Annotated in this window: 27 protein-coding genes and 1 pseudogene; 7 read left to right on the top strand and 21 right to left on the bottom strand. The window is 49.4% G+C overall.

The window, feature by feature from the left end; all coding sequences use genetic code 11:
- Positions 1-101: 101 nt before the first annotated feature.
- The 5 genes from C4B57_05920 to C4B57_05900 all read right to left on the bottom strand — a co-directional run bounded on the left by C4B57_05920 (position 102) and on the right by C4B57_05900 (position 5,343).
- Complete coding sequence (locus C4B57_05920) at positions 102-821, bottom strand: exopolysaccharide biosynthesis protein (protein PXF54854.1); 720 nt, start codon at positions 819-821, stop codon at positions 102-104.
- On the bottom strand, positions 818-2,449 hold the full coding sequence (locus C4B57_05915; GenBank protein PXF54853.1) for a lipopolysaccharide biosynthesis protein: 1,632 nt from the start codon (positions 2,447-2,449) through the stop codon (positions 818-820). The genes C4B57_05920 and C4B57_05915 overlap by 4 nt, the downstream gene beginning before the upstream one ends.
- A 289-nt stretch (positions 2,450-2,738) precedes the next feature.
- Positions 2,739-3,662 (bottom strand): hypothetical protein, encoded by a 924-nt coding sequence (locus C4B57_05910; GenBank protein ID PXF54852.1) that lies wholly within the window; start codon positions 3,660-3,662, stop codon positions 2,739-2,741.
- A gap of 69 nt (positions 3,663-3,731) precedes the next feature.
- Entirely contained in the window at positions 3,732-4,301 is a 570-nt protein-coding gene (locus C4B57_05905; GenBank protein ID PXF54851.1) for a sugar transporter, read from the bottom strand.
- Between the two features lie 253 nt (positions 4,302-4,554).
- Positions 4,555-5,343 (bottom strand): peptidase M48 family protein, encoded by a 789-nt coding sequence (locus C4B57_05900; GenBank protein ID PXF54850.1) that lies wholly within the window; start codon positions 5,341-5,343, stop codon positions 4,555-4,557.
- 62 nt (positions 5,344-5,405) lie between these two features.
- Here C4B57_05900 and C4B57_05895 point away from each other — a divergent pair, with 62 nt between their 5' ends.
- Positions 5,406-5,642, top strand: a complete 237-nt coding sequence (locus tag C4B57_05895) for a hypothetical protein (GenBank protein ID PXF54849.1) — start codon at positions 5,406-5,408, stop codon at positions 5,640-5,642.
- Here C4B57_05895 and C4B57_05890 read toward each other — a convergent pair.
- On the bottom strand, positions 5,636-5,851 hold the full coding sequence (locus C4B57_05890; protein PXF54866.1) for a hypothetical protein: 216 nt from the start codon (positions 5,849-5,851) through the stop codon (positions 5,636-5,638). The genes C4B57_05895 and C4B57_05890 overlap by 7 nt on opposite strands.
- Before the next feature lie 240 nt (positions 5,852-6,091).
- Between C4B57_05890 and C4B57_05885 the strand changes: the two genes are divergently transcribed.
- Entirely contained in the window at positions 6,092-6,493 is a 402-nt protein-coding gene (locus C4B57_05885) for a class III cytochrome c (protein ID PXF54848.1), read from the top strand.
- Positions 6,494-6,577: 84 nt separating this feature from the next.
- Here C4B57_05885 and C4B57_05880 read toward each other — a convergent pair whose 3' ends face one another.
- From C4B57_05880 to C4B57_05850, 7 genes are all read right to left on the bottom strand, one after another.
- Entirely contained in the window at positions 6,578-7,624 is a 1,047-nt protein-coding gene (locus C4B57_05880; GenBank protein ID PXF54865.1) for a histone deacetylase, read from the bottom strand.
- A gap of 2 nt (positions 7,625-7,626) precedes the next feature.
- Entirely contained in the window at positions 7,627-8,271 is a 645-nt protein-coding gene (locus tag C4B57_05875) for a nuclease (SNase domain-containing protein) (GenBank protein PXF54847.1), read from the bottom strand.
- 18 nt (positions 8,272-8,289) lie between these two features.
- Complete coding sequence (locus C4B57_05870) at positions 8,290-9,177, bottom strand: phosphoribosylaminoimidazolesuccinocarboxamide synthase (protein PXF54846.1); 888 nt, start codon at positions 9,175-9,177, stop codon at positions 8,290-8,292.
- A gap of 57 nt (positions 9,178-9,234) precedes the next feature.
- The gene (locus tag C4B57_05865) at positions 9,235-9,825 is read right to left on the bottom strand and encodes a 50S rRNA methyltransferase (protein PXF54845.1); all 591 of its coding nucleotides are present in this window, start codon (positions 9,823-9,825) and stop codon (positions 9,235-9,237) included.
- A gap of 180 nt (positions 9,826-10,005) precedes the next feature.
- Positions 10,006-11,088, bottom strand: coding sequence for a hypothetical protein (locus C4B57_05860; protein PXF54844.1), 1,083 nt, complete (start codon positions 11,086-11,088; stop codon positions 10,006-10,008).
- A 261-nt stretch (positions 11,089-11,349) separates the two neighbouring features.
- Entirely contained in the window at positions 11,350-11,919 is a 570-nt protein-coding gene (locus tag C4B57_05855; GenBank protein PXF54864.1) for a phosphohydrolase, read from the bottom strand.
- Entirely contained in the window at positions 11,919-13,307 is a 1,389-nt protein-coding gene (locus tag C4B57_05850) for a hypothetical protein (GenBank protein PXF54843.1), read from the bottom strand. The genes C4B57_05855 and C4B57_05850 overlap by 1 nt, the downstream gene beginning before the upstream one ends.
- A gap of 111 nt (positions 13,308-13,418) precedes the next feature.
- Here C4B57_05850 and C4B57_05845 point away from each other — a divergent pair, with 111 nt between their 5' ends.
- The gene (locus C4B57_05845; GenBank protein PXF54842.1) at positions 13,419-14,627 is read left to right on the top strand and encodes a hypothetical protein; all 1,209 of its coding nucleotides are present in this window, start codon (positions 13,419-13,421) and stop codon (positions 14,625-14,627) included.
- 15 nt (positions 14,628-14,642) lie between these two features.
- Here the strand turns inward: C4B57_05845 and proC are convergent, their stop codons facing one another.
- A complete protein-coding gene (gene proC, locus C4B57_05840; protein ID PXF54863.1) occupies positions 14,643-15,473 on the bottom strand; it encodes a pyrroline-5-carboxylate reductase in 831 nt (276 codons plus the stop codon).
- Positions 15,474-15,710: 237 nt separating this feature from the next.
- Between proC and C4B57_05835 the strand changes: the two genes are divergently transcribed.
- Together C4B57_05835 and C4B57_05830 are read left to right on the top strand one after the other, a co-directional pair.
- Positions 15,711-16,226, top strand: coding sequence for a transcriptional repressor (locus C4B57_05835; protein PXF54841.1), 516 nt, complete (start codon positions 15,711-15,713; stop codon positions 16,224-16,226).
- Positions 16,223-16,708 (top strand): tRNA (uridine(34)/cytosine(34)/5-carboxymethylaminomethyluridine(34)-2'-O)-methyltransferase TrmL, encoded by a 486-nt coding sequence (locus C4B57_05830; GenBank protein ID PXF54840.1) that lies wholly within the window; start codon positions 16,223-16,225, stop codon positions 16,706-16,708. The genes C4B57_05835 and C4B57_05830 overlap by 4 nt, the downstream gene beginning before the upstream one ends.
- Before the next feature lie 112 nt (positions 16,709-16,820).
- Here C4B57_05830 and C4B57_05825 read toward each other — a convergent pair whose 3' ends face one another.
- Complete coding sequence (locus C4B57_05825) at positions 16,821-18,656, bottom strand: hypothetical protein (GenBank protein PXF54839.1); 1,836 nt, start codon at positions 18,654-18,656, stop codon at positions 16,821-16,823.
- A 9-nt stretch (positions 18,657-18,665) separates the two neighbouring features.
- Positions 18,666-19,115: a D-tyrosyl-tRNA(Tyr) deacylase gene (locus tag C4B57_05820; protein PXF54838.1), complete on the bottom strand. Its 450-nt coding sequence runs from the start codon at positions 19,113-19,115 to the stop codon at positions 18,666-18,668.
- A gap of 397 nt (positions 19,116-19,512) precedes the next feature.
- Here C4B57_05820 and C4B57_05815 point away from each other — a divergent pair, with 397 nt between their 5' ends.
- On the top strand, positions 19,513-20,238 hold the full coding sequence (locus tag C4B57_05815) for an SAM-dependent methyltransferase (protein ID PXF54837.1): 726 nt from the start codon (positions 19,513-19,515) through the stop codon (positions 20,236-20,238).
- 198 nt (positions 20,239-20,436) lie between these two features.
- Here the strand turns inward: C4B57_05815 and C4B57_05810 are convergent, their stop codons facing one another.
- The 4 genes and pseudogenes from C4B57_05810 to C4B57_05795 all read right to left on the bottom strand — a co-directional run bounded on the left by C4B57_05810 (position 20,437) and on the right by C4B57_05795 (position 23,022).
- Positions 20,437-20,970, bottom strand: coding sequence for a hypothetical protein (locus C4B57_05810; protein ID PXF54836.1), 534 nt, complete (start codon positions 20,968-20,970; stop codon positions 20,437-20,439).
- Entirely contained in the window at positions 20,967-21,251 is a 285-nt protein-coding gene (locus C4B57_05805; protein PXF54835.1) for a hypothetical protein, read from the bottom strand. Before C4B57_05805 ends, C4B57_05810 begins: the two co-directional genes overlap by 4 nt.
- A 275-nt stretch (positions 21,252-21,526) precedes the next feature.
- A complete protein-coding gene (locus C4B57_05800; GenBank protein PXF54834.1) occupies positions 21,527-21,907 on the bottom strand; it encodes a hypothetical protein in 381 nt (126 codons plus the stop codon).
- 489 nt (positions 21,908-22,396) lie between these two features.
- A pseudogene (locus C4B57_05795) lies at positions 22,397-23,022 on the bottom strand (ATP-dependent DNA helicase).
- A 305-nt stretch (positions 23,023-23,327) separates the two neighbouring features.
- Between C4B57_05795 and C4B57_05790 the strand changes: the two are divergent.
- Positions 23,328-23,546 (top strand): hypothetical protein, encoded by a 219-nt coding sequence (locus C4B57_05790; GenBank protein PXF54833.1) that lies wholly within the window; start codon positions 23,328-23,330, stop codon positions 23,544-23,546.
- Between the two features lie 474 nt (positions 23,547-24,020).
- On the opposite strand, the gene C4B57_05785 is transcribed toward C4B57_05790, so the two are convergent.
- Complete coding sequence (locus C4B57_05785; protein PXF54832.1) at positions 24,021-25,505, bottom strand: hypothetical protein; 1,485 nt, start codon at positions 25,503-25,505, stop codon at positions 24,021-24,023.
- Positions 25,506-25,583: the final 78 nt, after the last annotated feature.

The following is a 25,583-nucleotide window of genomic DNA, read 5'->3' as shown; positions in this document are numbered from 1 at the left end:
GGCTCTTTACCACAGCAGCTTGAGGCGGTTTGAAGCCTGCTCCTGCAAGCCGGCTTCGAGGGGCCAAACCCTCATCTTCTGTGCAGTTGCGCACATCTCAACTATATCGAGTGTGCTCGTGGCGCACCGGCATCTGCAAAACGAGACAGATACAGTCCGTCGGAAAAGGCTAGCAGGGGCGGACTGTCGAATATGATATAACGATCCGGATAACGTTCCTTTACTTCCCGCACAAAACTATGCATAGCCGGAGCATTCAGGAAATCCGAAGGGTACTGCTCAGCCTTGCCGGCAGGCAGCAGTGTCAACCGGGGTATGCCGGGATTGACCAACAACTCAGATAGAGGCATTCCGCGATCCAGGTATTCATAAAGACCTGGTCCCTGAGACAACCCGAAGTAGCTGTGTACAGAAGGCAGGCGCATATCCGTATCAATGAGCAAAACTGTCCGGGTCTTCTCGCGTGTAAGGCTGATGGCAAGATTGACTGCTGTAAAAGTTTTGCCCTCGCCCTGCTTTGGACTGGCCACCATCAAGGAATTATAACCGTCCCTGGACAGTGCTTCCACGACTTTTACTCTGAGAAGATTATATTGCTCGACTATGGCAGGGTGAATGGAGGTAGTCAGCACACCGAGGCTGCTAAGGGCTGATTCATCCACGTTTTCGATCCGCGTCTGGGTATACTCTGGATCTAAATATTTCGATAGTCCAGCTCTACCCCCGGATTCAGGCAATGACGTCGCAATACCTTTCCTGTTTTCCTCCCCCTTGTCGCGGGCCTGTTTGGCGCGCTCCAGGGCCTTTTCCAGCCTGCTCATGACCGTTTACCTTGCATCTCTTGAACTTCTCTCACATCGGGGATGGCGGACAGGACAGGAGCACCTGTCAGCCTGCGGACGTCCCCGGCGGTCCGAAGCGTCGTGTCGGTGAATTCCATGGCCGCTGCCAGGCCGGCCCCTGCGCCCAGACCCAAAATAAAGCCAATTAGGATAATGGCCATTCGATTCGGCTTGACTGGTTTCCCCGGCACATGAGGCGGATCCACAACCGTGAACTTCTCTCCGGCTTGATTCTCCTCCAGGTTTTCGGCCTGACGTGCCTCCATAAGTTTTTCCGATGTCTCATTATATTTTTTTTGAGCAGCACTGTAATCCCGAGCTAAATCCTGATACTCCTGCTCCACCTGGGGCATCTGCTCAAGCCGTTTTACATATTGATGCCACTTCTTTTCCAGTTCTTTGCGCTGAGTGCGCAGCGAGTCCAGCTCGATCTCCGTGCGCTTGATCTGGGTCTGAAGATTGATATAAGCTGGATTGGTAGGTCCGCTGTCAGCGGAATCGGCACCGCCGGCTTCATCAGCTTGAATATCCGCCAAGGCAGTCTTAATATTGGAAATCTCCTGCTTCAGACGCGCAACATCCGGGTGCTTGTCTGTGGTACGATTGCGCAAATTCTCCAGTTGGACCTCTTTATCATTCAGCATTTTTTCAAGATTCCTGCGCTCATTATCCGCATTCACCTTTTTTTCCAATTCTTCAATCTCGCGCCGTATCTTAATAACATCCGGATGCTTGGGTGAAAGACTGGCCTCCAGGGAGATAGCCTGGCTCCGGAGAAGCTTCAACCGGTCGCGAGGCTCCCACACCTGATCACCCCTAAACAGGACGCTGGGCGAAATCGTTGCCAACTGTCCCTCCAGGTAGACCTTGCGATCTTCCAGGGCCAGTATTTTGGTTTCAACTCTTTCGATCTGCTGACGAATCTGCTGCTCAAATTCAAGATTCAGCCGCATCAGCTCAGGCAACTCAGTCAGGTGCTCCTCCTTGAAGCGGGCAATCTTTTCCTCCAACAAGCGGGTTGTGTTGCGATAAGCCTCCAGTTGCTGCTCTAATATGTTTGTTGTAGTTTTGGCCAGGTTCTCGCGAAGTCTCATGTTGTATTCCAAAAACAATGAAGTCAAACGATTCGCAACCTGAGTGACTTTTTTTGGATCACCGCCCTCGTAAGAGACGGTAAAGGCCACATTTACCTCAACCTGACGTTCACTGCGCCGGCTGGGGACCATGGCACTTACCATTTCCACCGAGATGTCTTTGCGCATTTTACTCAGAATGTCCTCGATCGGGGCATTGTCCTGGAAATCAGGGTAAAGCCGAAAGTCCTTAATGATCTGTTCCAGGGTCTGCCTGCTCAGGATCTGCTCAGTTATGGTCTTGATACGTTCCTCAGCATAGCCGGTAACAGTAGTACGAACCAGGTCTTCCGGAACCTGTTGGGATTCAATCAGAATAGTGGCCTTGGACTGATATACGGGGGGCAATATGTAAGCAACCACTGATGCAATGCAAAGAATCACCAGCCATGGTACAACAATGAACCACTTACGCCTCCGCAAAAAGGCAATATAGTCCTGTAACGTCTGTGGCCCGCGATCTGCTTCGGTCATCTTGTCTCCTTAACTATTATGCCACTGCTGACGATAGTGAGGTTATGAGTCAACTTCCGCTACGTTCCATCAGCGTTTAAATCGTGTTGTAAAATCCAGGCGAATCCAGAACATATTCCTTCTGTACGATTGATCGTTCTCCTGGTAATTCACGAAACTGTGGTGATAATATATCCCCAGGTTGGCATGCTCGGCCAGACGATAGGCAAGGCCGGGACGGACGCTAAATATCCAATAATCCGCTGAATACCCATAACGCCCATAATACCCATAATACCCATCACCCCCATCACCCTGAGAGCGCACATCTGTAAAACTCGTCTGACCGATCAGAAGCAGCCGCTCGGTCATCCTGTACATCCCCTTCAAGGTCACACGATCCCGCAAAGACGGTTCTCCCAATCCCACCTGGATACACGTCCCGTATGTAGCGCGCCCGCCAACGGCCCCTCTCCAGTTTTCCCTGCGCCTCGACAGAGGCAACAAAACCTGTCTCGCTCGAGGTCTTTGTATCCTCCTTGATATGCGATAAATAAACTCCCCCGCCAGCATGAAGGGTAAGACGCTCTGAAAAAGCACGGTCTACGCCGCACATCATCTCATAAGTGTGCGTATCTCCTGTTTCAAAATCATCATAGGAAAACCCGGGCTGTACGAATATATGTGTACGATTATCGGCCAGCATGCGACTATATTCGAGGTAGGTCGCGGTTGACTTGTAGTCGTAATTATCATACTGCCCTCCATAGTCCTCCTGGCGGAAAGGGAGGCTCATTTGCCATGCCGAGCGTTCCGTGGCCTGCCACCGCACAGAGGGATTCATTCTGTAAGTTTTGCGGTCCTCTCGAAACAGCAGGATGCCTTCCTCGGACAGCTCGCTATCCAGAGTTGTATCTTTGCGATAGCTGCCATCAAAAGACAGGTTCAGGGTCGGCCATAACTGACTTGAGGCCTCCAGACGATAGTCTTGATCCAAGGTATCAAGCTCGCTTTCGGTGTCGTACTTCTGACCCAGTAGACGGGCAGTAAAACGCAAATCGTCCCGTTCGGTTCGGTGTCGCCATGTCAGCTCCGGACGAACTTCATAGATCCAGTCACGCACTTTATTGCGGCTGGAATAATTTATGTTGTCGTCATATTTCCATTGCAGAGAGATCCTGGAACTCCACGTCTCTTCGGCCGCCTCTGCCGCAGGAATACATACTCCTGCCAACCAACTCATTATAAGGAACAAACAAGTTCCCAAACGCACAAATTGCACTGTCCCATCCCCAGCTTTCTGTTACGGTACGACAACCACGTCGCCGGTCTGCAACATAATGTTCTGTTCAAGATGCTTCCCTTTGGCAACGTCGCCATAGTCAAACCGTATCCTCGACTGGCCGTCGGGTCCCTGTCTCAATATGGTAATCTTGTCAAGGTCGGCAAATGGGTTCATGCCGCCTGCCAGGCTCAGGGCCTGCATAACGTTAATGGGCTCCGGGAGCATAAAGACCCCCGGCTCGTTTACCTTGCCGATCACATAGACCTTATAGCTCTCGATCTTAAACGGAAGAACCGCCACTGTCGGTGAAGGAATATATTCCTGAAGACGCTCTACTATTTCGTGCTGGACCTCTGCCAGTGTCTTTCCGCCAGCCTTAACCTGTCCAACCAGTGGAAAGCTGAGATAGCCGTCAGGCTGAACGATGACTTGTTTCGTGAGCTCCGGGTCTTTCCATACGGAAATCTCCAGGACATCGCCAGGACCAAGGACAAAAGACGGGACCTCGCCGGCACAAACAGGCGGAGATACAATTGCCATGAGTAATAGAACAGCAAACAATCTCAAAGAATATCTCTCCATAATCATTACCCCTCCGAAATTCTTTTTAATAGCCGTGAGCGGCTACCATAAATCCGGCTTCGTGGCACCCAGAACACTCTCTCGCTTGAATGCCAAACGTTTTTCATTATTATGCACTTTAAATGCCAAAAAAAAATTTATTTGGGAAAATAAATGGGATTCTACCATCAAAGAGTCACAGATCAATTCATCATCCAAAACTTACGACAAAATCTGGAACCAGTATTTTGATATCCTTGCCTCCAACAATTTTCAGTCCTCAATAGTCAGTTGTATCGTAATACCTCAAGGCCTCCGGCAACAAATTCCGAATTTTTGCAATACGATCTTGATCGGTCGGGTGAGTGGAAAGAAATGAAGGAGGAGAAGGGGCGGACTTTCCCCTGGAAAGGCGTTCCCAAAACACCAAAGCACCTCTTGGATCATATCCGGCCTTTGCCATCAAAATAAGCCCTATATGGTCTGCTTCATACTCCTGGGTACGGCTGTATGGCAATATCACGCCTATGTCTGCAGCCAATCCGTATGCATAATCAAATACCCTCATCGCATCGGCCGACTGGGTCCCGAGGGCTGTCTGCATAGCCGTCTCCCCGAGTTGTGCCAACAGAGTTAGACTCATCCTTTCCGCCCCGTGTCGAGACAGGGCATGCGCAACCTCATGGCCGATCACAACGGCCAGGCCGGCTTCATCCTCTGTATATTTCAGAATACCTGTATACACAAACACCTTGCCTCCCGGAAGACAAAAGGCATTGGCCACCTTGTCATTTTCTATGAGAGTGAATTCCCAGTCGAAATCCGGTCTTTGGGCTGCATTTGCAATCCTCCATCCCACTGTCTGCAGCATCTGATTCAGGACATGATCCTGGCTGATCCTCTCCTTTTTAAGGATATTCTCATAGGCCTTGAGCCCCAGGGCCTTTTCCTGCTCCGGACTGACCAGCATCAACTGGGACCTGCCTGTAACCGGAGCCTGAGAACACGCACAGAAGAATGGGACCAGCACAGACATAAGAATAGCTGCGGATTTACTGCGGACCAACATATTTATACCTTAAATAAGCGCTTGATCTTGTTCAGGGACCTGATCTTCAGGCGAAATATCCGGTGAACCCGTTATATCCTGCCTTGAAGCGGTTACCTTTTTCCGGGTTTCAAAGCTCACTCATCGCAGACCGGAGAGGCAGTGCAATCCGGCCCGCGATCGAAACCCTGCAAAAGGCAAACCGCTCCTGCGGCAGGGCACGGATGGCAACTTCCACAGTGGACCACGGGTTCACCGGATATTTACCTTCAGACATTCATATCAAGTCAGCTATCAAGATCAAGGTGGATGCTCAATGATCAATTATTTCTTCATTCACTTCCACTTCGAGCTCGAAAAAGCTGGTACCGCAATCGTAGCACTTAACATCTATTCTATTCCTCTCTTGTAATGAAACATATATCTCATCACATCCACAGGAGCATGGAGCGTCTATTGACTCTTTTATAACATCTTTAATAGAAGAACGAAGCGTAGCAGGTATATCCGGATCATATATTATTTTCACCTTGTAACCTCCAAAAAACGCCGAACATGAACATAATAACTGCAGGGAGGACTGCATCATACCAATGCCATTAGAGAATTGTAAAGGATTTTAACGCCATTTTGACAAAATATGGAGCACAACGGCCCGGCATCGGCTTTGAAGGTGATTTCATTTCCTTATTGACAAATTTCAAAAGCTCAATTATGAGATTAACCAGTGAATCGTCATTCATTAATAAAATAAGGAGGAATATGCAGGATGAAGAGTAGTAGGGTAATTTCTGTGGTTGTTGCAATTTGTTTCAGCTTGGTAATGGCAGGGGTGGCCGCGGCAGCCGATAAGGGACCGGAGACCATTACATTTAAGTGCGAGAAAAAGGGTGATGTTGCATTCAGTCACGTCAAACACCAGGAAAGTGCCACCTGTGGAGACTGTCACCACTCCGAAAGTCCGGATGGAAAGCAGGTTCCATATGCTGAAGGTCAGAAGATAGAAAAATGCGGTACCTGCCACACTGCCGAAATGGCTGCACCAGCTCTAAATAGCAGCAAGAAAGCCCTGCACAAGAACTGCAAAGGGTGCCACAAGGCTGCAGTGAAGGAAGGAAAGACCGCCCCGACCAAGTGTGCCGGGTGTCATCCCAAAAAGGCGGCAAAATAAGTATCTTGTAGAGCGCATATATATTGGCAATATCAAAAGGCCTGCCACCATATTAGGTGGGTGACAGGCCTTTTCAGTTTTTACTCATGTAAAAGGCCAATAATCCCTTTGGATATCCATTACATGTTCTATTACTTGTGGCCCGGGCCCGGAATTGTCCAGCCTGGAGACAGTATCACTGTCCAGAACGCTCATGGCCTTGCATTCTTTTAAAACAGCGAGCACGCCGTCCCTAAGCCCTGTATGGCTGTAACCTCCTTCAAGGCAGAATAGTATACGGCCCTCACAGTACGACTCTGCAAGATTGAGTAAGACCCTTGCCATATAGGCGAAACCGTTTGCAGTGACTCTCATGCCTCCCAGGGGATCATCCATGTAAATATCAAACCCGGCTGAAACTAATATGAAGTCCGGAGAAAAGGCCTTTCCTATAGGCACCAGCAAGCGATTGAAAATGGCGGCAAAGTCCTCATCTCCGGCACCAGGGCTCAGGGGCACATTTACCGTAAAGCCCTCTCCATCGCCTTCACCTATTTGATCTGCCCCACCGCTTCCCGGATAATAGGGATACTGGTGGGTAGATAAGTATAATACGCTGGGATCATTGTAAAAGCTGTGCTGGGTACCATTCCCGTGATGAATATCCCAGTCTGCGATCAAGACCCGTTCACAACCAAGGATCTGTTTTGCATAATGGGCGCCAAGGGCCACATTATTAAAGATGCAAAAGCCCATTGCACGATCTCTTTCTGCATGGTGTCCCGGAGGGCGTACCAGGGCAAATCCATTTTGCGCATCAGGCCCGGCTATTTCATCCATGGCGGCAAAAACTCCACCGGCAGCCAGGCAGGCCGCCTCCCACGAACCTGCGCTTGTAGCTGTATCCGGATCCAGCCGGCAGAAATCCCTGCCGGCAGTCCCGGCTATCTTGTCTATGTAATCACCGGTGTGATTCCATAAAAGCTCTTCCCGGCCGGCTGATCTGGGGACAACGGTCTTGAACAGGCCCTTTACATCTTCCTGGTCTAAACGCTCATAGATGACCCTGAGACGGTCAGGTGATTCCGGATGACCGGGGCCCTGGTCATGCTCAAGATATCCGGGATCTCTGATTACTATCGTTGCAGCCATTTTCAGGGCAGACACTTCTTGCATCGGCAAAAACCCTCCTTGCAGGCATCTGATCGCGATTTAAAAATTACCCGGTTTGATTTACATATCTTTTTCCCATAAGGACATGAGGGCCTATGAAAGCGGAGGGTTTTGCGATTACCGACATAATAAGGCTCGGGCCTGACCGGCGGAATTGACCATATACCACGCCCGGCGTCTATGGCCTCTCTCTGTGCATCAAGCAGTCTCTTGCTGAAAGGCGATCCCTTCTTAGAAAAACACACAAAGGCCATGCCCTCACGGACCAGGATTTCATTGACCATTCGACCGTCAGGGAGAAATACATAGGCCAACAGCCGGCCAAAGCGATCCCTCTTTTCATCATCCTGGACCAGCCTGACAAGCCTGCCCTGGACCAGTTGCCTGTTACGCCTCGTGGCTTCCCATCCCATGGGTTCTCCGGGTGTGTCCTTGTGAGGTATCTCCGGAGAATTAATCCCCCTATAGCGTACCTTTGTTCCATTCTTAAGAACTATGGTGTCGCCATCAATGACATAGCGAACAAAGGTGCTTTTCTCCGCAAGGCAGAACTCAATGAAGGCAAGAGACCAGATACTCACAAGAGCAACTATTATCAAGATGGACAATCTGGCCTTTATTTCCATGTCAGAGCCCCCCCATTATTATACCGTGGCAGAACCGGTAAGACGCCTTAGAGCTTCCTGATAACGCCGGCGGGTCTTTTCTATGATATCCGCGGGGAGCTCAGGCCCCGGCGGCTTTTTGTCCCATGAAATGGACTCCAGGTAGTCTCTCACAAACTGCTTGTCAAAACTCGGCTGCGACCTTCCGGGACTGTAGTCCTCGGCAGGCCAAAATCTGGAAGAATCAGGCGTCAAGACCTCATCAATCAGCAAGAGTTCTCCGTCAGATATGCCGAATTCAAACTTCGTATCAGCAATGATCACTCCTCTTTCTCTCGCATAGTCCGCCGCTATTTCGTAAAGCCTGATGCTGATATCCCTGGCCTTTTCGGCAACTGCTTTGCCAAGCAGCCCGCAGACCTGTTCAAGGCTGATGTTTTCATCGTGAGAACCGACATCGGCCTTGGTGGAAGGCGTGAACATGGGCCTTGGAAGCTGCTGCGACTCAAGCATCCCTTCAGGTAATTTGATACCGCATAAAGAGCCAGTCCTGAGATAGTCTTTCCATCCGGAGCCGGCGATATATCCCCTGACTATACACTCAACCGGCAAAGGCTTTGCCTCTTTGACCAGCATGCTGCGGCCATCAAGGGACTTCGCAAATGGTTTCAACTCTTCCGGGAATTGAGCTACATCTGCCTGAACCAGATGATTCGGCACCAGGTCTCTCAATTTCTCAAACCAGAACAGGGACATCCGGGTAAGGATGCGACCTTTGCCCGGTATGGGCGTGGGGAGAACAACATCAAAGGCAGAGAGACGATCCGTTGCCACAATCAGCAAATGCCTCCCCACTTTGTATATGTCTCTTACTTTTCCCCTGTGTAAGAGATAAATGCCGGGAAAATCCGTTTTGAACAGGGACATAGATTTATCTCCAGTTTACATATAAGCCAGATTAGCCAATAAATAAAAGTATGGCAATCATCCGGTGCGCTGTTTTTTACTTGTACATAGTAAAAACAACTCCACACTCTCCGGCCTGGAACTCTTTGGCTTTACTACACGAACCGACCTGAAACTCTCTCTGCAGTCATTTCGGAAGGAAGGGAAATCCTCTCCCTGGAAGACCTTGCAAAAAAAAGTGCCCCCTGGTTTCAGCAACTCTCTGGCCAAGACTAAAGCACGCTCTGCAAGGGCTATAGACCTGAAGTGATCCACATCCTTTCGACCAGTAGTCTTGGGCGCCATATCGCTAAGCACCACGTCGAAATAAGGGGAAATCTCTCTGAGCTCCGAGACCTTGAGATCATAGACATCTCTCTGTAATATGCAGACATTACCTGGCATTATACCAGGCTTTTGAATATCAACTGCCACAACCAATCCCTTCGGTCCTGCCACTCCGGCTGCATACTTTGACCAGGAGCCTGGATATGCGCCAAGGTCCAGGACGGTCTGCCCTGGCTTCAGGAACCTGTGTTTCTTCTGGGCCTCTTCAAGCTTAAAGACCGAGCGGGCCGGAAAGCCCTGCTTCCTGGCCTTTTTAAAATAATGATCCCTTACCTTTTTCACCTATGAGCCATCACCCATTGTTTGGGGACCTAAATTTAGTAATGAACATCGAACATCGAACATCGAACGTCCAACATCGAATGAAAAAACAAACACCCGATACCAAACATTCAACAGCTATTTCTGTTTCTTCATCTTTTCCCATTCAACATTCGATGTTGGACGTTCGATGTTCGATGTTCATCTTTTAGAACAATCATCAATAAGCTCCGCCAAATGTAACACCCTGGGTCCCCCTGATTGATGAGCGGTCCCTGCCCTCCACTGCAGCAGACATCCTGAGCATGTGGTAACCACAATGGATGAACCTGTCCTGTCCCATGCGGAGAGCCTCTTCTCAAAGATCTTCCGGGCAAGCTCGGGATTCCCGATACTAAAGAGCCCTCCCTGTCCGCAGCATCCATGAGGCATCGGCCTGAAGGCATCTGAGAACATCCTGTCAAGCAGATCCTCACTTTCCCCTACACCGCCCAGATCGAAGCGCTGGTGACATGGAGCATGATACGTCACTGTAACTGACCTGTCCCTTGGCTCTCTGAAAGGAAAGACCTTCAGCTCGCCTAAAAGCCGGCTGAATTCCCTGACCTTATCCGCCAGATTAACGGCGAGCTCTCTTTCCGCCTCTTTTCCACTGAACAATTTTGGCCATTCCTTGATCATTGAGGCACAGGCAGCACATCCTGTAACGATGAAATCCGCATTTGCAGTTTCAAGGGCCCTGAGGTTTTGAAGGGCGAATTCTCTCGCGGTTTCCAGCGCACCCGCTGACCATGCAGGCATGCCGCAACATACCTGTCCCAGAGGGACCAGCACCTTGCCTCCCAGGCACCGGACCATGGCCTCAGCCGCCTCTGGATAGAGATAGTTCTGAATGCAGCCAAGGAAAAGGGCTATTCTGGGTCCCGGCCCGGAATCAACCCCGCAACCCGGATCAAGCAACCTGAAATGCCTCCTGGAAAGGGCCGGCATTTGCGCAAGAGAGGGCATTTCAAAATGAAGAACCTTTTCATCCCCTGAAGTCCGGCCCGTAAGGCCAAGCAGGCGCCAGACAAGGCCGCTCGTTCCCGGGATGCCGGTGAGGAGCTTTGCCAATAAGGGAGTCAGCCTGCGACTCCTGAGAATATTCCATAGCCACCAGGGAGTAGAAAGCCCCTTAGCATAGCTTGCCCTGGCGTTCCTGACCATGGCATTTATCTCCACCCCGGCAGGACATATGTTGCTACAGGCACCGCACTGGAGACAATCCTTTAAGGTCTCGAGCACCTTGACCGGAATGATATTCTTGCCGAGACCTTGAGCTTCCTGAGTGGAATTCGGGCCTTCGCCTATAATTTCCGCAATTAGTCTGTATTTCCCCCTGGGGGAAAAACGCTCGTGTCTGGTTACGTCATAGACCGGGCATACTGAAAGGCATGCACCGCACCTGACGCATCCGGTTCCGGCGCCACTTCTGTTACTGGATAACAGATCTTCAGTTTTCTGGATATCATTCAGGCTCTTTCACCTCTGGATCAGGATTTTTTCTTATTTGAAATTTTCTCCAAGCAACTGCCTCATCCACCAGCTTGCCCAGTGTTCTTTCAAAATGGCACCGGCAAGGGCCTTGGCCCCTTCTGATTTCAACCTGTCCCTGACATAGGGTATCCAGCGCGCTGCATCTCTGCTTCCGGTATCCAGATGTTCTTTAAGAGAAATCAACATATCAAGCTGATCTGCGTCATGGGCCAATATTGCCTCTGTTGTCTTGCAGTCCCTGAACTCGGACAGCAGATCCGCTATCTCCTCACCGCCCGGAAGTCCCTGGATCATTTCCGTGATTGCCGATTCCTCATCTATGGTCACATACCGCTTGTGTACCGCGTTGGCATCCCCGGTCCTTGCCTCGGGGAGATCGTGTACCAGACACAGCTTCAAGAGCCTTTCCATATCTACTTCGGGGATATCTCTTGCCAGCATCATGGCGCTCAGGATCACGCCAAACGTGTGGGCAGCCACTGATTCCCTGCCCTTTCCCAGAAACGGATAGCCCGTTCGCCACGTATGCTTGAGCATTGACCCTTCAAAGAGAAAACGGGCTATTCTCTCCCAATTCATCACTTTTTCATCCATAGTCCATCCATTGAGACCAAACGAAAAATCAGTGTCTCCAGCAGCACTCTTGGAGAAACCTGACCTCCCTTGAACTCAAGATCCATTTCGGCCATAGAGGCCAGCAAATCCAGCATCTGGTCCAGGTCAAAACCATGTACCTGCCTGCCCAATCTATAAAGTGCGTATGGATGAGCACCTTTCAGCACGGCAGGCGGAGTATCTCCCAAAATCTCCTTTATCTCAGGCAGCATCCTGTTTTTGAAGGTCCCGTACTCCAAGTTCTTAACTGCTTGAAGGCCTGGTCCATATTCAAAAACGGCCCTCAAGATTATCATCTTCCGCAGAAAATTTGCAACGGTCTTAAGTATTGCCAGGGGATGTATCCCCTGATCCAGCAGATAACCCAGGCTCTTGAGGCATTTGTCCAGATCCTTTTCTCCAATGGCACCGGTAAGCCTGTATAACTCTTCATCCTTGTGCCTTACAACCAGTTCGCAGACATCTCCGGCCTTTATCCTGGTCCTGTCTCCTGCCTGGGATACGAGCTTCTGGATCTCTGTCTTCAGGCCCACAAGGTCTTCATGGCCAACCCGTTCCATAATGGCCTCAATGGCCTTGGGCTCTATTTCCTTGCCCTTTTCCCTGACCGAACTCCTGATAAAGCTCCTTGCAAAATCTGCCCCGCTTTTCTTATCCTTCTTTTCTTTGTCAAGGTCTACTACAGGCCCGTGCTTTTTGAGTTCCTTGTACAAGGAGCACCTTCTGTCCACTATCTCGGATTCAATAATTATAACTGCGCGGGACGGGTCGGCCCTCCGGGCAAGCCAGGAGAGAATGCGATCCCCGGAGCCTGTATGTATGGGCTCTATACGTTTCAGGTATTCACCGTGCACTTCAAGAAATTCCGATAAATTCCTGATGGATAAATCCTTGGGCCAATCCAGGACCTCTTCCATCTGTCTCTGAGAGAGCCCCGCGAGTTCTTTTGCATCTATCCTCAAATCAGAGAAGACCCTGGAAACAAGCTCTTTTGCCCGGGCATCATCACCCGCTTCCATGGCCGCCAGGATCTTCTTCCATCTGGTCTTTGCAGTATCCGCGGATACCAGTAAAGGCGGGTCCTGCACTAAGACCACCCTGCGGCCAGGGGAAAAACCCCTGGTCTCCAGAAGCTCGAGCAACCTGCCCTCTGAGAAAAAATCAGGAGATAATATCTCGAAATTGAACCCTTTCGCCTCTTCAGAGACCAGGCAATCTATTAATCTATGTATCTGTGGATGAATAATAGGTCTGTCACCTATAAACAGATAGACAGGATAGACCTCTCCGGCCCCTGCCTTCTTAATGATCTCTTCGACCCGGCTGAGATATTTTTTCGATGTAAGACCCATGTTATTAATTTATATTCCTCACAGCAAAGCGCAGATTGCAATTAATCAGTTAATGTGCATTATAACAGATCCTGGCACTCAAACACCCGGCCATGTTTTACCTGACAGCCCATGACAGCCCATAAGCGTGATAATAACGCACATCCACTCGTTTTCCGTCTCCTTAAGGACCAGAAGCTGATCTTTCTCTTTAGCACATTTCTGGGTGCTGCTGCCACTGGAATCTTTTTTAGCAGCCTTAACAACTTCCTGGTGGATGTCTATGATATGAGTGCCGACCAAAGGGGAGTGCTGGAAACTATAAGAGAACTTCCTGGAATGTTGCTCATTGTGCTCCTGGCCCCTTTCAGTGCAATCAAAGAAGGAAAGATCCTGTTTGGGGCCACACTTATTATTGCCCTTGGCATTGTGGGCGCTGCCAGCCTCTCACCTGATGTCTTAAGGGTAACAGCCTGGCTGTTTGTCTGGTCTGTCGGGGCACATATGGTAATGACCATCAGGGAGAGCTTCTGTGTAGCCCTCAGTGAACCCGGGACCAGGGGCAGTCTATTCGGAATGGTCAGAAGCCTCAGAAGCCTTGGGACCATAGCAGGAACTGCTTGCATCTGGATAGGTATGGACATATTGGGGCTCGGATATGAAAAGCTCTATTGGTTTGCGGCCTTGATCACATTGCTTTCGGCCTTAGTCGTGCTTTTCATCAAGGAAAAAAGACATACGGGGACAAAACGCAGGCGCTTTGTATTCAGGGCAAAATATTCTCTTTTTTATTTGCTCGCCGTCCTGTTCGGTGTACGAAAGCAGATATTTCTTGTATTCGGACCATGGGTACTCATCAGGATATTTGATCAGGATGCACCGGACATGGCAAGGCTTTTACTGGTATCTTCTGTTGTAGGCCTGTTTCTGAAGCCGTACCTTGGAAAACTGATCGACATACTGGGAGAACGGACTGTGCTTATAAGTGATTCCCTCGCACTCCTAATAATTTGCGCCTGTTACGGCCTGGCAGAAACAACGCTCCCCCAACCTCTTGTCCTGCCGTGCCTGTTCACCTGCTTTATCCTGGATGACTGCCTGTTTTCCTTACGATCTGCCCACGTGACCTACCTTTCCAAGATAGTTGAATCGGCAGATGAACTGACGGCCTCCATATCCACGAGCTATTCAATTGAACATGTAGTGTCCATGATAGCCCCGATAATAGCTGGAGTTATCTGGGTGCGTTTCGGTTATCCATGGGTCTTTTTCATGTCTGCCGTAGTAGCCGGCCTCATGTTTCTTGTCTCGTCAAAATTGCCTCCCAAAACCGGTCGATAACGTTTATCACCCTTTTTAGCTACCAAGCTCCCTGGATCTCTCGGTTGCTGCCCTGACCGCATCCATTATTATTCCACGCAAGGCCCCCCGCTCCAGGACATGCAGACCCGCAACAGTGGTTCCCCCCGGACTGGTCACCATCGCAGTCAGTTCTGCCGGATGTCTCTCTGTATTCTGGCACATAAGGGCCGCCCCAAGCACGGTCTGGACCACCAAGTCCCGGGCAACGGTTCTTGGCAATCCTTCCCGCACTCCTGCGTCTATCAATCCCTCGATAAATGTAAAAACATATGCGGGTCCGCTGCCACTGAGCCCTGTGACTGCATCCATCAATGACTCCGGTACTACAACTGCTTTGCCCACTGCGTCCAATATCTCTCGAACCATATCCAGATCGCCCGGACCGGCGGCAGTCCCTTTGCACAGTGCTGCAGCCCCTGCCTGAACCAATGCGGGAGTATTGGGCATCACACGCACTACTTTTGTATCCTCAGGGAGTCTCTTTTCCAGAAAATGAACAGTTATTCCGGCAGCTATGGATACGACAAGATGATTGCTGCTCACAACCGGCCCAATTTCTTCAAGGACTGTGGACATAACCTGGGGCTTAACCGCGAGGATAATAATCTCGGATCCCTTGACTGCTTCCTTGTTTTCGGACGTAGTACTTATCCCGAATGTCTTCCCGAGATAATTTCTCCTGACTTCGGACAGATCAGATGCCGTGATTTGGCCCGGTTTTAAGAACTCTTTTGACAACAACCCCTTTATCAGGGCTTCTGCCATCTGTCCTCCACCAACAAATCCCAATGTCTTGAAAATTTTTTTTATTTTTTTCCTTGCCATCATCTATCATCTCCATATAATATTGAGCATATGCTTATTAATAAAGATTTGCTTTAAGCTTGACTTGGCAATTTCCAGCAGGTACAACATAAGACAGGTTCATAGGTTCATAGGTTCAAAGGTTCAAAGGTTGTCAACCTTGAACCCGGAACCTGGAACCCCTGTAAAGTAGACTATAACCTTTGAACCTTGAACCTGGAACCTGGAACCGATCACTTTAGAAAGTAATTATTGAGTATGTTTCGCGAATTCAGCCATAATTCATCGATTTATTCAAATTCACAAAATGAGGGCCTCATCATGCAAAAAAAATCGGAATTACAAGTCTTTCGTGAGTACCTTCAAAAAAACAGGCTGCGTTACACCCAGGAACGAGAACAGATAATAAGAGAGATCTTTGCCACCCATGACCACTTTGATGTAGACACACTTTATCTGACTATAAGGCGAAAGGGTATGCATATCTCAAAGGCATCCATATATCGCCTTCTTCCCCTTCTAATAGAAGCCGGCCTGGTCCAGGACGTGTTCTTTGAAGACGGCCACATGCACTATGAGCACATATATGGCCATGAACACCATTGCCACCTTCGATGTATTGAGTGCGGGAAGATCGAGGAATTCACAGACCCGAGATTAAATGACATCGAAAAGGACCTGGAAGAGCGTTTTGGTTTTAAAATACTGAATCATAAACTGGATGTGAAGGGATTGTGTCCTGAATGCCGTGAAAAAATCAAAAAAATGGCATGAAATCCCTTGACAAGTCCGAATCTTTCCCTTCTCTCCATGTAGTACTTGTAGAGCCGGAGATACCACCCAACACCGGCAGCATTGCCCGGCTTTGCGGGGCAACCAACTCCGTCCTTCACCTTATCCATCCGCTTGGCTTTAAGACCGACGACAGGAATCTCCGAAGAGCAGGCCTTGACTACTGGTCCAGTGTAACTGTCAGACATCACAGCAGCTTAAAGACCTTTATGCTTGAAAATGCCGGAGGTGACCTCCTTTATTTCTCAACCAGGGGTAAATATGTCTATACTGAAGCGGATTTCACGCCTGGATGCTATCTCGTCTTCGGGAAAGAGACCGAGGGGCTTCCTCCTTCTCTTATCAAGAAAAACATTGAAAGGAGTTTTTACCTTCCCATATGGGGTAAAGTGAGAAGCCTTAATCTGTCTAATGCCGTAGGGATAGTCCTTTACGAAGCATACAGAAAGCTTGGGATCTGGTAAGCGTCCACGGGGTGCTGCATCTGCTTTGTTGCCTGCCTGCCGGCAGGCAGGTCGGGCACTTGAAATACAGGGAGTATGTCTGCGCACCCTCGTGGACGCTTACAGTGCGGAATCAATCTTCTATGCTGAGATAAGGTATTAGCGCCCATCTCGGCTCAATGAAGTAATCACACCACTGGCTGACTGAGTCCCTCAGCTCTCTGTCTGCGGTGATCAGAAAGAGCTTTGCATCGGGTTTATCGGCATCGAGTTCTTCCATTCGGGACCGGATGTAGATATCCGCTCTCTGGTTCTCGAATCTGGCATCTGTGTAAACCACTATCAGGCGCCCCCGCTCCTCTATCCAATTACGTTCTTCCTGGCCGTCAAAGACAAGTTCTACCCTGTTCCAGTCCTTTGCCCTCAGCTCCCAGAGCTCAATAAAACGATTTCTTGCCCTGGTGAAGTTCTGGCTGTCAAGTATTGCCCATTCGGCAGAGGTCTTTATTGCATTATAGCCATCCACCAGCAGGACGGATTTTGAACACAGATCGTGGTGCTTCAGTACAAAGGCCGAAAGGTTTGAAATATCATCCACTTTGTGCGGAAGGATGCGCACAGGCGGATGCTTGGCCAGCATACATGCCTGCCAAATCTTTCTCCTTTCGGCCAAAAGCATCCCTATGCTGCGCTGCAAAAAGGCCTTTTCCTCCTCATTGAGTAATGTCCCAATAGGTGAACGTCCCACCTCTGCCAAAAATGCCTCAAGCTGCCTGATCCCCTCCTCATTCACCTTAAAGGTCCTTGCATGCCCAAGGAGACTTCCTGCCAGAGGAGAGCATGCTTCTTCTGCACCCGGAAGCATCTCTCTCCAGCGGGCGATCTCAAGCTGCAGGTCCTCTCTGGCCTTCAGCAGTGACTGGGCCGGAACGAGGACATCGCTCAGGGCCCTCTCAACCTCCTCATACTTGGACTCCAGCTTTTTGAGCCTGGCAGTCACCCTGGAGCGGGTACCGTATCTGGAGTCCAGATGGCTTTGAGCGGTAAGGGCACTTTCCACCCTTTGCAAGAGATCTTTGCTTCCGCCCTCTTTCATGGAGTCTTTCCATAGTTCTTCCTCGCACATGTCACAGTTACAGAACTCCCGGTAAAAACAGGCAACCCTTGCCTCAATCTCTGACTCCATTTCAGTCTCATAGGCCTTTATACGCCCTGACTGCTCCTTCAGCTTCTCTTTGAGGTTACTGATAAAGGATTCCTGTTCCAGGCACTTGGCCTCCAGCTCCCTGATTCCGGTCTCCAGCTTTTTTCTTGCCTTTTTCTGTCTTATTCCATCCTGCTCTGCCTTCCGCAGCCTGGCCGACAGCTCTTCAAGCCTGATCCGCTGGCTTTCCAATACCTCTGTATCTGAAGGATCCCTGAGTTCCCGGGGCCCCAGGAGTCCTGAGAACTCAGCCCATGCCTCCGGCAACAACTCCTTAGAGCCGGCCAGTTCTCCTGTCCATATGGACCTTGTCTTTAAGGCCCTCTCGCCCCTTTTGGCCAGACTGATACGGTCGTCCAGGGCAAAGGCAACGGCTAAGGCAGGATCTCCTGTTCCCTTTATGAGCTCTCTCCAGTTGACCATCAGCCAGATCTCGTCGTGAACTTCGATGACCTCTGCCCATCTGAACCACCTGCCATGGGGAAAGGATATAATGAAAAAGGCACTCCTCGCCCATCTCGAGGACACAAGAAGTGATACCAGCCTGACTGAAATGGCCTGCTTGATGCCTGGCTTTTGTATTGAATTATGAGAAATCCTGAACCCGGAGAGCGCGGCCTGGCCTTCCGGGTCTTGCTGTATAGCCCGGGCAAAACGCAAAAAGGCCTGGGGAGTGAGTTGAGAAAGCAGCCAGCTTGACGCCTCCTCGCTTAGTTGAGGCGGATTCCACTCATCAAAGATCTCAATGGCCTCTTGCTCTGACATACGCCTTAATCAAAATCTCTTCCGGCTGTCCAGCAACAACGTCACCGGACCATCATTAACCAGATGCACCTTCATGTGGCTCTGGAAACGGCCGGTCTTCACCTTGATACCTTTGTCCCTGATCATATCGGCCACGAGCTCATAGAGCCTGTTGGCCTCGCCAGGAGCAGCGGCCCTGACAAAGGACGGCCTTCTTCCCTTCCTGCAATCCGCACACAAAGTGAACTGTGATACCAGAAGCAGTTCTCCTCCGATATCAGCTAACGAGAGGTTAAGGCGGCCGTCCTTATCATCAAAGACCCTGAGATTCAAACATTTTTCTGCTATTAAGGCCGCATCAGCATCGGTGTCATCTGATTCCACTCCAAGGAGCACAAGGACTCCCTTGCCGATGCGTCCTATGATCTTATCGCTCACCTCAACCCAGGCCTCACTGACCCTCTGCCAAACCGCTCTCATGATTACTTTTTCATATTTAAGTAGAGCCGTTAGCTGTTAGCGTTTAGCTTTGAAAAATCAAGGCATTATGTTAATTTGTAATAGCAGAACATCCTGTAATCATAAAACTAATAGCTAACCACTAAAGGCTAATTGCTCAATTTAGGTCATAATAGTTTATAATGGTCTCAAAAAACAATAACGGCAAAAATCGTAAATATTCGGTGAGCCCGTTATATCCTGCCTTGAAGCGGTTACCTTTTTCCGGGTTTCAAGGCTCACTCATCGCAGACCGAAAGAGGCAGTGCAATTTGGTCCGCGGTTGAAACCCTGCAAAAGGCAAACCGCTTCTGCGGCAGGGCACGGATGGCAACTTCCACAGCGAACCGCGGGTTCACCGGATATTTACCAAAAATCTATGACTCAAGACGTAAAAAAATCAGTTTCATATTTACCAGAAATCTCATCTGAAGTCACGGAGGGCTGTCTCAGGGATTACGGTATAAAGGTCCTCCAGCCCAGGTATGGGTACCGTTTTTCTGTAGACTCGCTACTGCTTGCGGACTTTGTCAGGCCCAGAAAATACGATCATATCCTGGACATTGGCACAGGATGTGGGGTCATAGCCCTGGTCCTTGCCAAAAAACACAGCAATGTAAAAATAACCGCCCTTGAGATACAGAAAGATCTTGCCGAAATCGCGGGAAAGAATATCCGTTTGAACCATCTGGATGGACAGATCACGGTTGATGAATTGGACTTAAATAGAATACCGGAAGTATTTTCTGCGGGCAGTTTTGACCATGTGGTGGCCAACCCGCCTTACAGGTCTCCGGTATCCGGCAGACTTTGCAAGAACTCCCAGGAGACCCTTGCAAGGCACGAGATCCTGACAGACCTTGACCAGATACTCTCCGCAGCCCGTTATGCACTCCATCCCGGAGGCAGGATAAGCCTTATATATCGTGCTGACCGTGCCGCCAGGCTTTTGGCCGGCATGCATGAGCTGAACCTTGAACCTAAGAGATTGAGAATGATTCACCCCGACCTGAATCTGCCTGCCAAACTGATCCTGGTTGAGGGATGTAAAGATGCAGGAGAAGAGCTCAGGATCTTGCCACCGATTTTTCTGAACAGGCCATGATTCCGCTCAAAATACTCCATTTGCTTCGCTGCTTCGATTTCCTCGCCTGCCTTGTGTGTTGCACCTGTCTGCCGTATCGGCACAGGCAGGCCTCGGGCTTTTTGAAAGGAGGAAATCGGATCACTTAGATGATCCGGATGCGTCGCAATCCCCTCCTGATCGGGTCAACGGTTCTCACTGATTAGGTAGAGGATGATATCAAGCAGGACAGAATTCCGGATACCTGCCCCCCATCCAGTCGGCCGGGCTAAATTCAAGTTTTGTAGTCTTTTGAAGCCTTTTTCTTTTTGTTGGAAGATTCGAGAAAATGTGCACTGCATCCCGATGCAGGATTTTCTCTGTCTGCTCCGAAGCATAAAGCATATAGAATGATCTCAGCAGACGATCGTGTGTTTCCCCAATAGGCTCCTTATCATTTTCCCAACGGGAAACGGTTGACGCTGTAACACCCAGGGCTTGCGCCATTTCTTTAGCTTTCATATGGAGTTCTTTACGGATAAACTTGACTTCCTTGCCGGTTAGAAGGCCTTTTTTGCAACATAATTCTCTCCCGAGAAGTAGATGTAATTCCTCCATCATGGGTATGGACACAAATGTTTCACTACAGGCTTTGCACTTATATTGGTTAATGCCAAAAAGTACGACGTTATCCAGGCCGGATTCCGTATAGTGATAGGGTTTGTTCTTATTGACCTGGAGTTCCCCTCCGCATTGGAAACAGGTCTTACTCATTTTTTTCTGTCCCTCCTAATACCGTCACCAATAAAAAGGATCGAAATGCATGTACCACTCCTCTGAAATCCCCCCCTTTTTTCTACGAAGCTTACTCCCGCTTTTCCTGATTTTTTAATTCCTATTAGTATCTTAGTAATTATTTTCGCGTTTTTTCCGGCAGAAAATTCTGAAACACAATCACGAAAACACGAAAGATTGAAAGCACGAAATAAAACAACATTCAGGCTTTCGTGTCTTCGTATTTTCGTGCTTTCGTGATCAATTTTTTTTATCTTCAAACCTTTTGGTTCCGGCTTGTCCGGGTTAGGTCTATTAAGTAGATATCAAATATTTGATCCATGCGCAACAAAATTGGGATCTTTTGTTTACTTTTCGGAAATATTTTGAGGGAAGATTAACTAATAGCTTGGAACATCTGCTTTGCAGATAAGTCCAAGCTATCAGATTTTCAGCCAATCGTTTCCTTCGACATACCCACCCTGCGCCCCCAACCCCAGGGCCTTGGCAGGGTACGTATCTGAGCTCGACAGGTATGTCATTTGAAGAAACCGGTCTACTCGACATCACTCGGTCTGTACCCCAGAAGCGGATCGATCACCGGGGCGTAATGCTCAGGAATAGGTATGGGAAAAGTCACGATCTCATATATGCCAGCCATCTCCCGCAGAACAAAATAGCCTGTTCCCACGAAAAGGCCTGAGATGTATCCGGAAGCACATCCGGTGTCAAAAGCCCTTTTTACGATCTGCTTGGGGATCTCCACCACACCGAACGCCGTATTCACGACACCCCGGCCGAGCTTATCGAAGGCGAGCACAAAAGCGTTGTCCTCATAAACGTTACTGTTTATCCACTCGCCTTTCTGCACGCACTCTTTTTCTCCTGCCTGTGCCTGTCCTGCCATTTGGATACACGCAATTGCACAACAAAGCATAATTACTAACGATTTCAATAGACTGTCCTCCTTTCCGCAGAATCCTCTATAAGGAAACACATTCTATATTGATTTTCCATCTCCATAAACTAAATTTTTCAAGTTTTGGAAGGCGGAGACTGCCCCATTATTAATTCGAAGTAATTTTCATCCCCGAGCTTTTTGTATTTCCATCCATTCTTGTTGTTTCTGCTCATCACCCATTCCCCCCTTCCAACAACTCCCGCATCCCAGCCTACGCCAAGCGCAGGGTGGCAGGCAGGTCTCCACTCAGCTCCGCTTCGATTTCTTCCACGGTCGGCAGGCTGGATTTCAGGTCGTCCGGCAGGGCGCGGGTGAGTTCATACTCGGATACGCCGATGGGCTTTTGAATGTCGCACAGGCCCCAGGGGATTTTTGCAACAAATTGCTACAAATTTTTGTAAGGTTTGCTGTCTGCCAATTGTGCCACAGGCTGTGGCATAATCAGGAAACAGACATAGTTAGCGTTCATTGGCCTTTCCTTTTTTCCGGCAATTCCTGCAAAACCTGGCTTCCTTTTTTGGTCAGCCTGTATTTCTGCAGTCGGCTTTTAGGCTTCCCGGGAATGGTGTATTCCACATATCCTTCACGCAACAGTTTGGCCATCAGGTCATTGAGATAGCGGGTCGGCTTGATTTTCCCTAACCGCTTTGCAATTTCCGACTTGGAGAAGGGCTTTTCTTTCAGGAAAGAGATAACCTGTACGGCCATTTTCGACTCTACCCCTGACTCTACCCCTGACTCTACCCCTGACAGGGCCTTTTGGCCATCTGTCTGTATACGATGCGGTTTCGCCAGATAGACGGTGAAGCGCAGGCGCATGCCGATCTCTTCAATTTTCGGCTCCGGCAGGCCCAGGCTTCCGCAAATATACGGCGCACGCCGGTGCCCCATTGTTCGATTAGGTTAAGTTCTTTGAAAACGCGGGCGATTACCGGATTGCGAATACGGGAGGTGCCTTGTTTCATCTCTTCGATGGTCAGGCCGGGCAGGAGAATACCCATGCTTTCCACTTCAATGCGGTCATCTAAAAAGACGACCCGGATGGGAGCACCACGTTGAGAATAGTCGCTGTGGACAAGGGCATTAATGATCACCTCACGCAAAATCCCCAGGGGAATACTCCAGACATCCCTGCGCCGCACCTCGGAAAGGTCCGTGCTGCGGTAGGCGTGCTTTTTAAGAAACAGCATGATCTCGTCCACGGCTTTCGGCAGCAGTGTATCAATATCGATATGGTCGAAGATGTCGATTTTCTCAGTGCCGATGAACCGTCCGCACTGCACCCAGCAATCGGGAAAATGGAGAAAACGTGACGAACACACAAAATTTCCACCGACACTTTCTCTGTTTCTCCGGTAGGTATGGGACAGGGAACGGATAAGCAGGAGGTTAAGCCATGGGCATCAACGAACTTTTTGACGGAATCGCCAAGGTTGTCGAGCGGTTTGCCGAGGAACTTGCAGAGCAAAGGTTGCAGGAAAAGACCTGCCTGCGCCGGTGCTCCGGCAGGCAGGTGTCTCGAACCGGACGAGGTCCGAAAGTGAGACCTGAGAAAACGGAGAATGAAGGCGGGAAAGAGAAGGAAATTCATCCCGATTTCTTAAAATCGGGGTAATCGTGAGGTGATCCAACGGCGGCAAGAAGCGCCGTAACCCCTTGCTACAAAAAGAAAAACGAACCTTCCGACATGCCGCTTGCGGCAATCGGACCGGTTCGTTTCAATTTCAATGGTGGAGGGCTCGCCGCTTTCCGGAAATCCAGTCTCCCCAGCGCCGACACATCAAAAGCCCTTTATTTACAATACGTTGAGAGCTTCCGATTGCCGTTCTCCGCGTCCCTGCGCGGGAAATGTTTTTCTCCACATTTTCCCCAAACAGAGAATGGACGTGGGTTCGATTCCCGTTGCCATATCAAAGGGGGGTGATATCATAACCCAGGTCTCCAGTTCAACAACAAACACCCAAAAAATTGAGCACTTGGTGTCATAGATCCTGGCCTCTAGACGGCAATGCCCCCGGCAACCGGCACCCTCGAAATGACGGCGGTGGAGGAAATCTATATTCCTGCTATCCCACGTACCCAAATCTGCTTAGCGAGGTCTCGCCAAATCAGCATAAAGTTCTGCTATACCGGACAGATGACGTAATTTATCAGCGAAAACTATTGCATCTTCCCTGCGACCGAGTCGAGCCAGTTTTTGTAAAAGTGTCTTCAGTTTATCTTCAAAATCAAACGATGGAGTGTAGTTTTCGAGAAGCTTCCCAAAAACGGTACAAACCTCAGCGGGGCTGAAATCAACCAACCGGACTAGTTCATTGACAAAAAAATGCTCACCATGCCCTCGTACCACATAAGGTGCAACTGTGAGCAGCCATTTTTTTTCTTTTTCACCAATCGCTTCGAGATAGCAAATCAACAAGCTCAAGCTGGACAAAAGCCTCTCTGAGGCATCCGAGACAATTTGAGGCTGTGAGATGCATTGAACCCAGAAATCAAGTATCCTGCGCACTTGCTCTGGTCTCAGCTTATGATCGCGGACACTCCAGAAAAAGCGACTGATAACTTCGAGATCATCTATAAGGTTTGAACCGAACAGATAGTCAAATCTTGGCGAATTGAGTTCTTCGTCGCCCCACAAATAGGCCAGTGCTATTCTTTCTAGTAGGTTTTCTCTGGCATGGGGACCTTTGGCCTCAGAGCGCAGAGCCTTATCTATTACTTTATTTTTTAGCAGTAGCGCATAGACTCGTTTTGTCGCAGGGGCGTAGGCCAGCCCCTCAAGCGCACATGCGAAGTTGGCAGGGTAATCGATCGAGAATATTTCGGTGAAATGACTTTCGAGCCATTCATGGTTGAGGTAATCTAAATTCGCAAGGTATGCGCCTGCGAGTGTCGAAAATTCATAGTTTGCATCTTTACACTTGGCGAGTTCATGCTCGAAAGCGGATTTCATTTCGCTCCACGCCCGCTTGTGCGTGCCGTCCTGTTTATCGGCCACCCGACAGCATCTCAGCGCGTGGCTGAAAAGGGCCTCAATAGCCTTCCCCTTTGGTGAATTGATAGCCTGAAACATGGCGTCCTCTTTGGGATCGCTCTCTGCCTCTGCCTTTTCAAGCAAGGTTTGAATCAGAGACCAAGTCCGCGGTAATAACTCTGAAGCATAGGCTTTGGTATCATCATGTGTGCCAGCCCGCAGGAAATCGGCAATCAGCGGCGGGATCCAATCCCGATTCGGAGTGAGATCCTGATACTGTATGACCTGTTCCGACCAGAATTCTGGCGAGCCAATGAGTTTGTCAAAAAAAGTGATCAGCTCGGGCCAAGCGTGGGCCCAAAAATCCAGTGCATGATTTTCTAGTGGGGCATCCCAGAGTTTCTTGAAACCATTGATGACCCCATACTGGTAAGGTCGCTTGGCTTCATGAAATACAGGCAGAATTGACAAAAAGCTCTGTGGATCGCTGCTCACTGCCTCTTCGAGTGTATCTACTAGAGCGCTTATTGTCGGCCCTTTCCAGTGATATTGGTAGTGTAAAATATTTTGTGTGAATTCTGAAAGGGTAGAAAAAGGCACTTTTTCTTGTAATGGTTTTGATCACCAAAAAATCAAACCGAAAGGAGAAGTGCCATGAACGTAGAAATCAGTGTACCG

The organism is Deltaproteobacteria bacterium, assembly GCA_003194485.1.
Lineage (GTDB): Bacteria > Desulfobacterota > Dissulfuribacteria > Dissulfuribacterales > UBA3076 > UBA3076.
Note: the sequence above shows the minus strand (reverse complement) of the source record. Positions and strands in the feature narration are given on the sequence as shown.

What these genes read in the sequence shown, in the direction of transcription:
- C4B57_05920 (PXF54854.1), bottom strand. Translation starts at nt 821, where the DNA reads ATGAGCAGGCTGGAAAAGGCCCTGGAGCGCGCCAAACAGGCCCGCGAC.
- C4B57_05915 (PXF54853.1), bottom strand. Translation starts at nt 2,449, where the DNA reads ATGACCGAAGCAGATCGCGGGCCACAGACGTTACAGGACTATATTGCC.
- C4B57_05905 (PXF54851.1), bottom strand. Translation starts at nt 4,301, where the DNA reads ATGATTATGGAGAGATATTCTTTGAGATTGTTTGCTGTTCTATTACTC.
- C4B57_05900 (PXF54850.1), bottom strand. Translation starts at nt 5,343, where the DNA reads ATGTTGGTCCGCAGTAAATCCGCAGCTATTCTTATGTCTGTGCTGGTC.
- C4B57_05885 (PXF54848.1), top strand. Translation starts at nt 6,092, where the DNA reads ATGAAGAGTAGTAGGGTAATTTCTGTGGTTGTTGCAATTTGTTTCAGC.
- C4B57_05880 (PXF54865.1), bottom strand. Translation starts at nt 7,624, where the DNA reads ATGGCTGCAACGATAGTAATCAGAGATCCCGGATATCTTGAGCATGAC.
- C4B57_05875 (PXF54847.1), bottom strand. Translation starts at nt 8,271, where the DNA reads ATGGAAATAAAGGCCAGATTGTCCATCTTGATAATAGTTGCTCTTGTG.
- C4B57_05870 (PXF54846.1), bottom strand. Translation starts at nt 9,177, where the DNA reads ATGTCCCTGTTCAAAACGGATTTTCCCGGCATTTATCTCTTACACAGG.
- C4B57_05855 (PXF54864.1), bottom strand. Translation starts at nt 11,919, where the DNA reads ATGAATTGGGAGAGAATAGCCCGTTTTCTCTTTGAAGGGTCAATGCTC.
- C4B57_05850 (PXF54843.1), bottom strand. Translation starts at nt 13,307, where the DNA reads ATGGGTCTTACATCGAAAAAATATCTCAGCCGGGTCGAAGAGATCATT.
- C4B57_05845 (PXF54842.1), top strand. Translation starts at nt 13,419, where the DNA reads ATGACAGCCCATAAGCGTGATAATAACGCACATCCACTCGTTTTCCGT.
- proC (PXF54863.1), bottom strand. Translation starts at nt 15,473, where the DNA reads ATGGCAAGGAAAAAAATAAAAAAAATTTTCAAGACATTGGGATTTGTT.
- C4B57_05835 (PXF54841.1), top strand. Translation starts at nt 15,711, where the DNA reads ATGTTTCGCGAATTCAGCCATAATTCATCGATTTATTCAAATTCACAA.
- C4B57_05830 (PXF54840.1), top strand. Translation starts at nt 16,223, where the DNA reads ATGAAATCCCTTGACAAGTCCGAATCTTTCCCTTCTCTCCATGTAGTA.
- C4B57_05825 (PXF54839.1), bottom strand. Translation starts at nt 18,656, where the DNA reads ATGTCAGAGCAAGAGGCCATTGAGATCTTTGATGAGTGGAATCCGCCT.
- C4B57_05820 (PXF54838.1), bottom strand. Translation starts at nt 19,115, where the DNA reads ATGAGAGCGGTTTGGCAGAGGGTCAGTGAGGCCTGGGTTGAGGTGAGC.
- C4B57_05815 (PXF54837.1), top strand. Translation starts at nt 19,513, where the DNA reads ATGACTCAAGACGTAAAAAAATCAGTTTCATATTTACCAGAAATCTCA.
- C4B57_05810 (PXF54836.1), bottom strand. Translation starts at nt 20,970, where the DNA reads ATGAGTAAGACCTGTTTCCAATGCGGAGGGGAACTCCAGGTCAATAAG.
- C4B57_05800 (PXF54834.1), bottom strand. Translation starts at nt 21,907, where the DNA reads ATGCTTTGTTGTGCAATTGCGTGTATCCAAATGGCAGGACAGGCACAG.
- C4B57_05790 (PXF54833.1), top strand. Translation starts at nt 23,328, where the DNA reads ATGGGCATCAACGAACTTTTTGACGGAATCGCCAAGGTTGTCGAGCGG.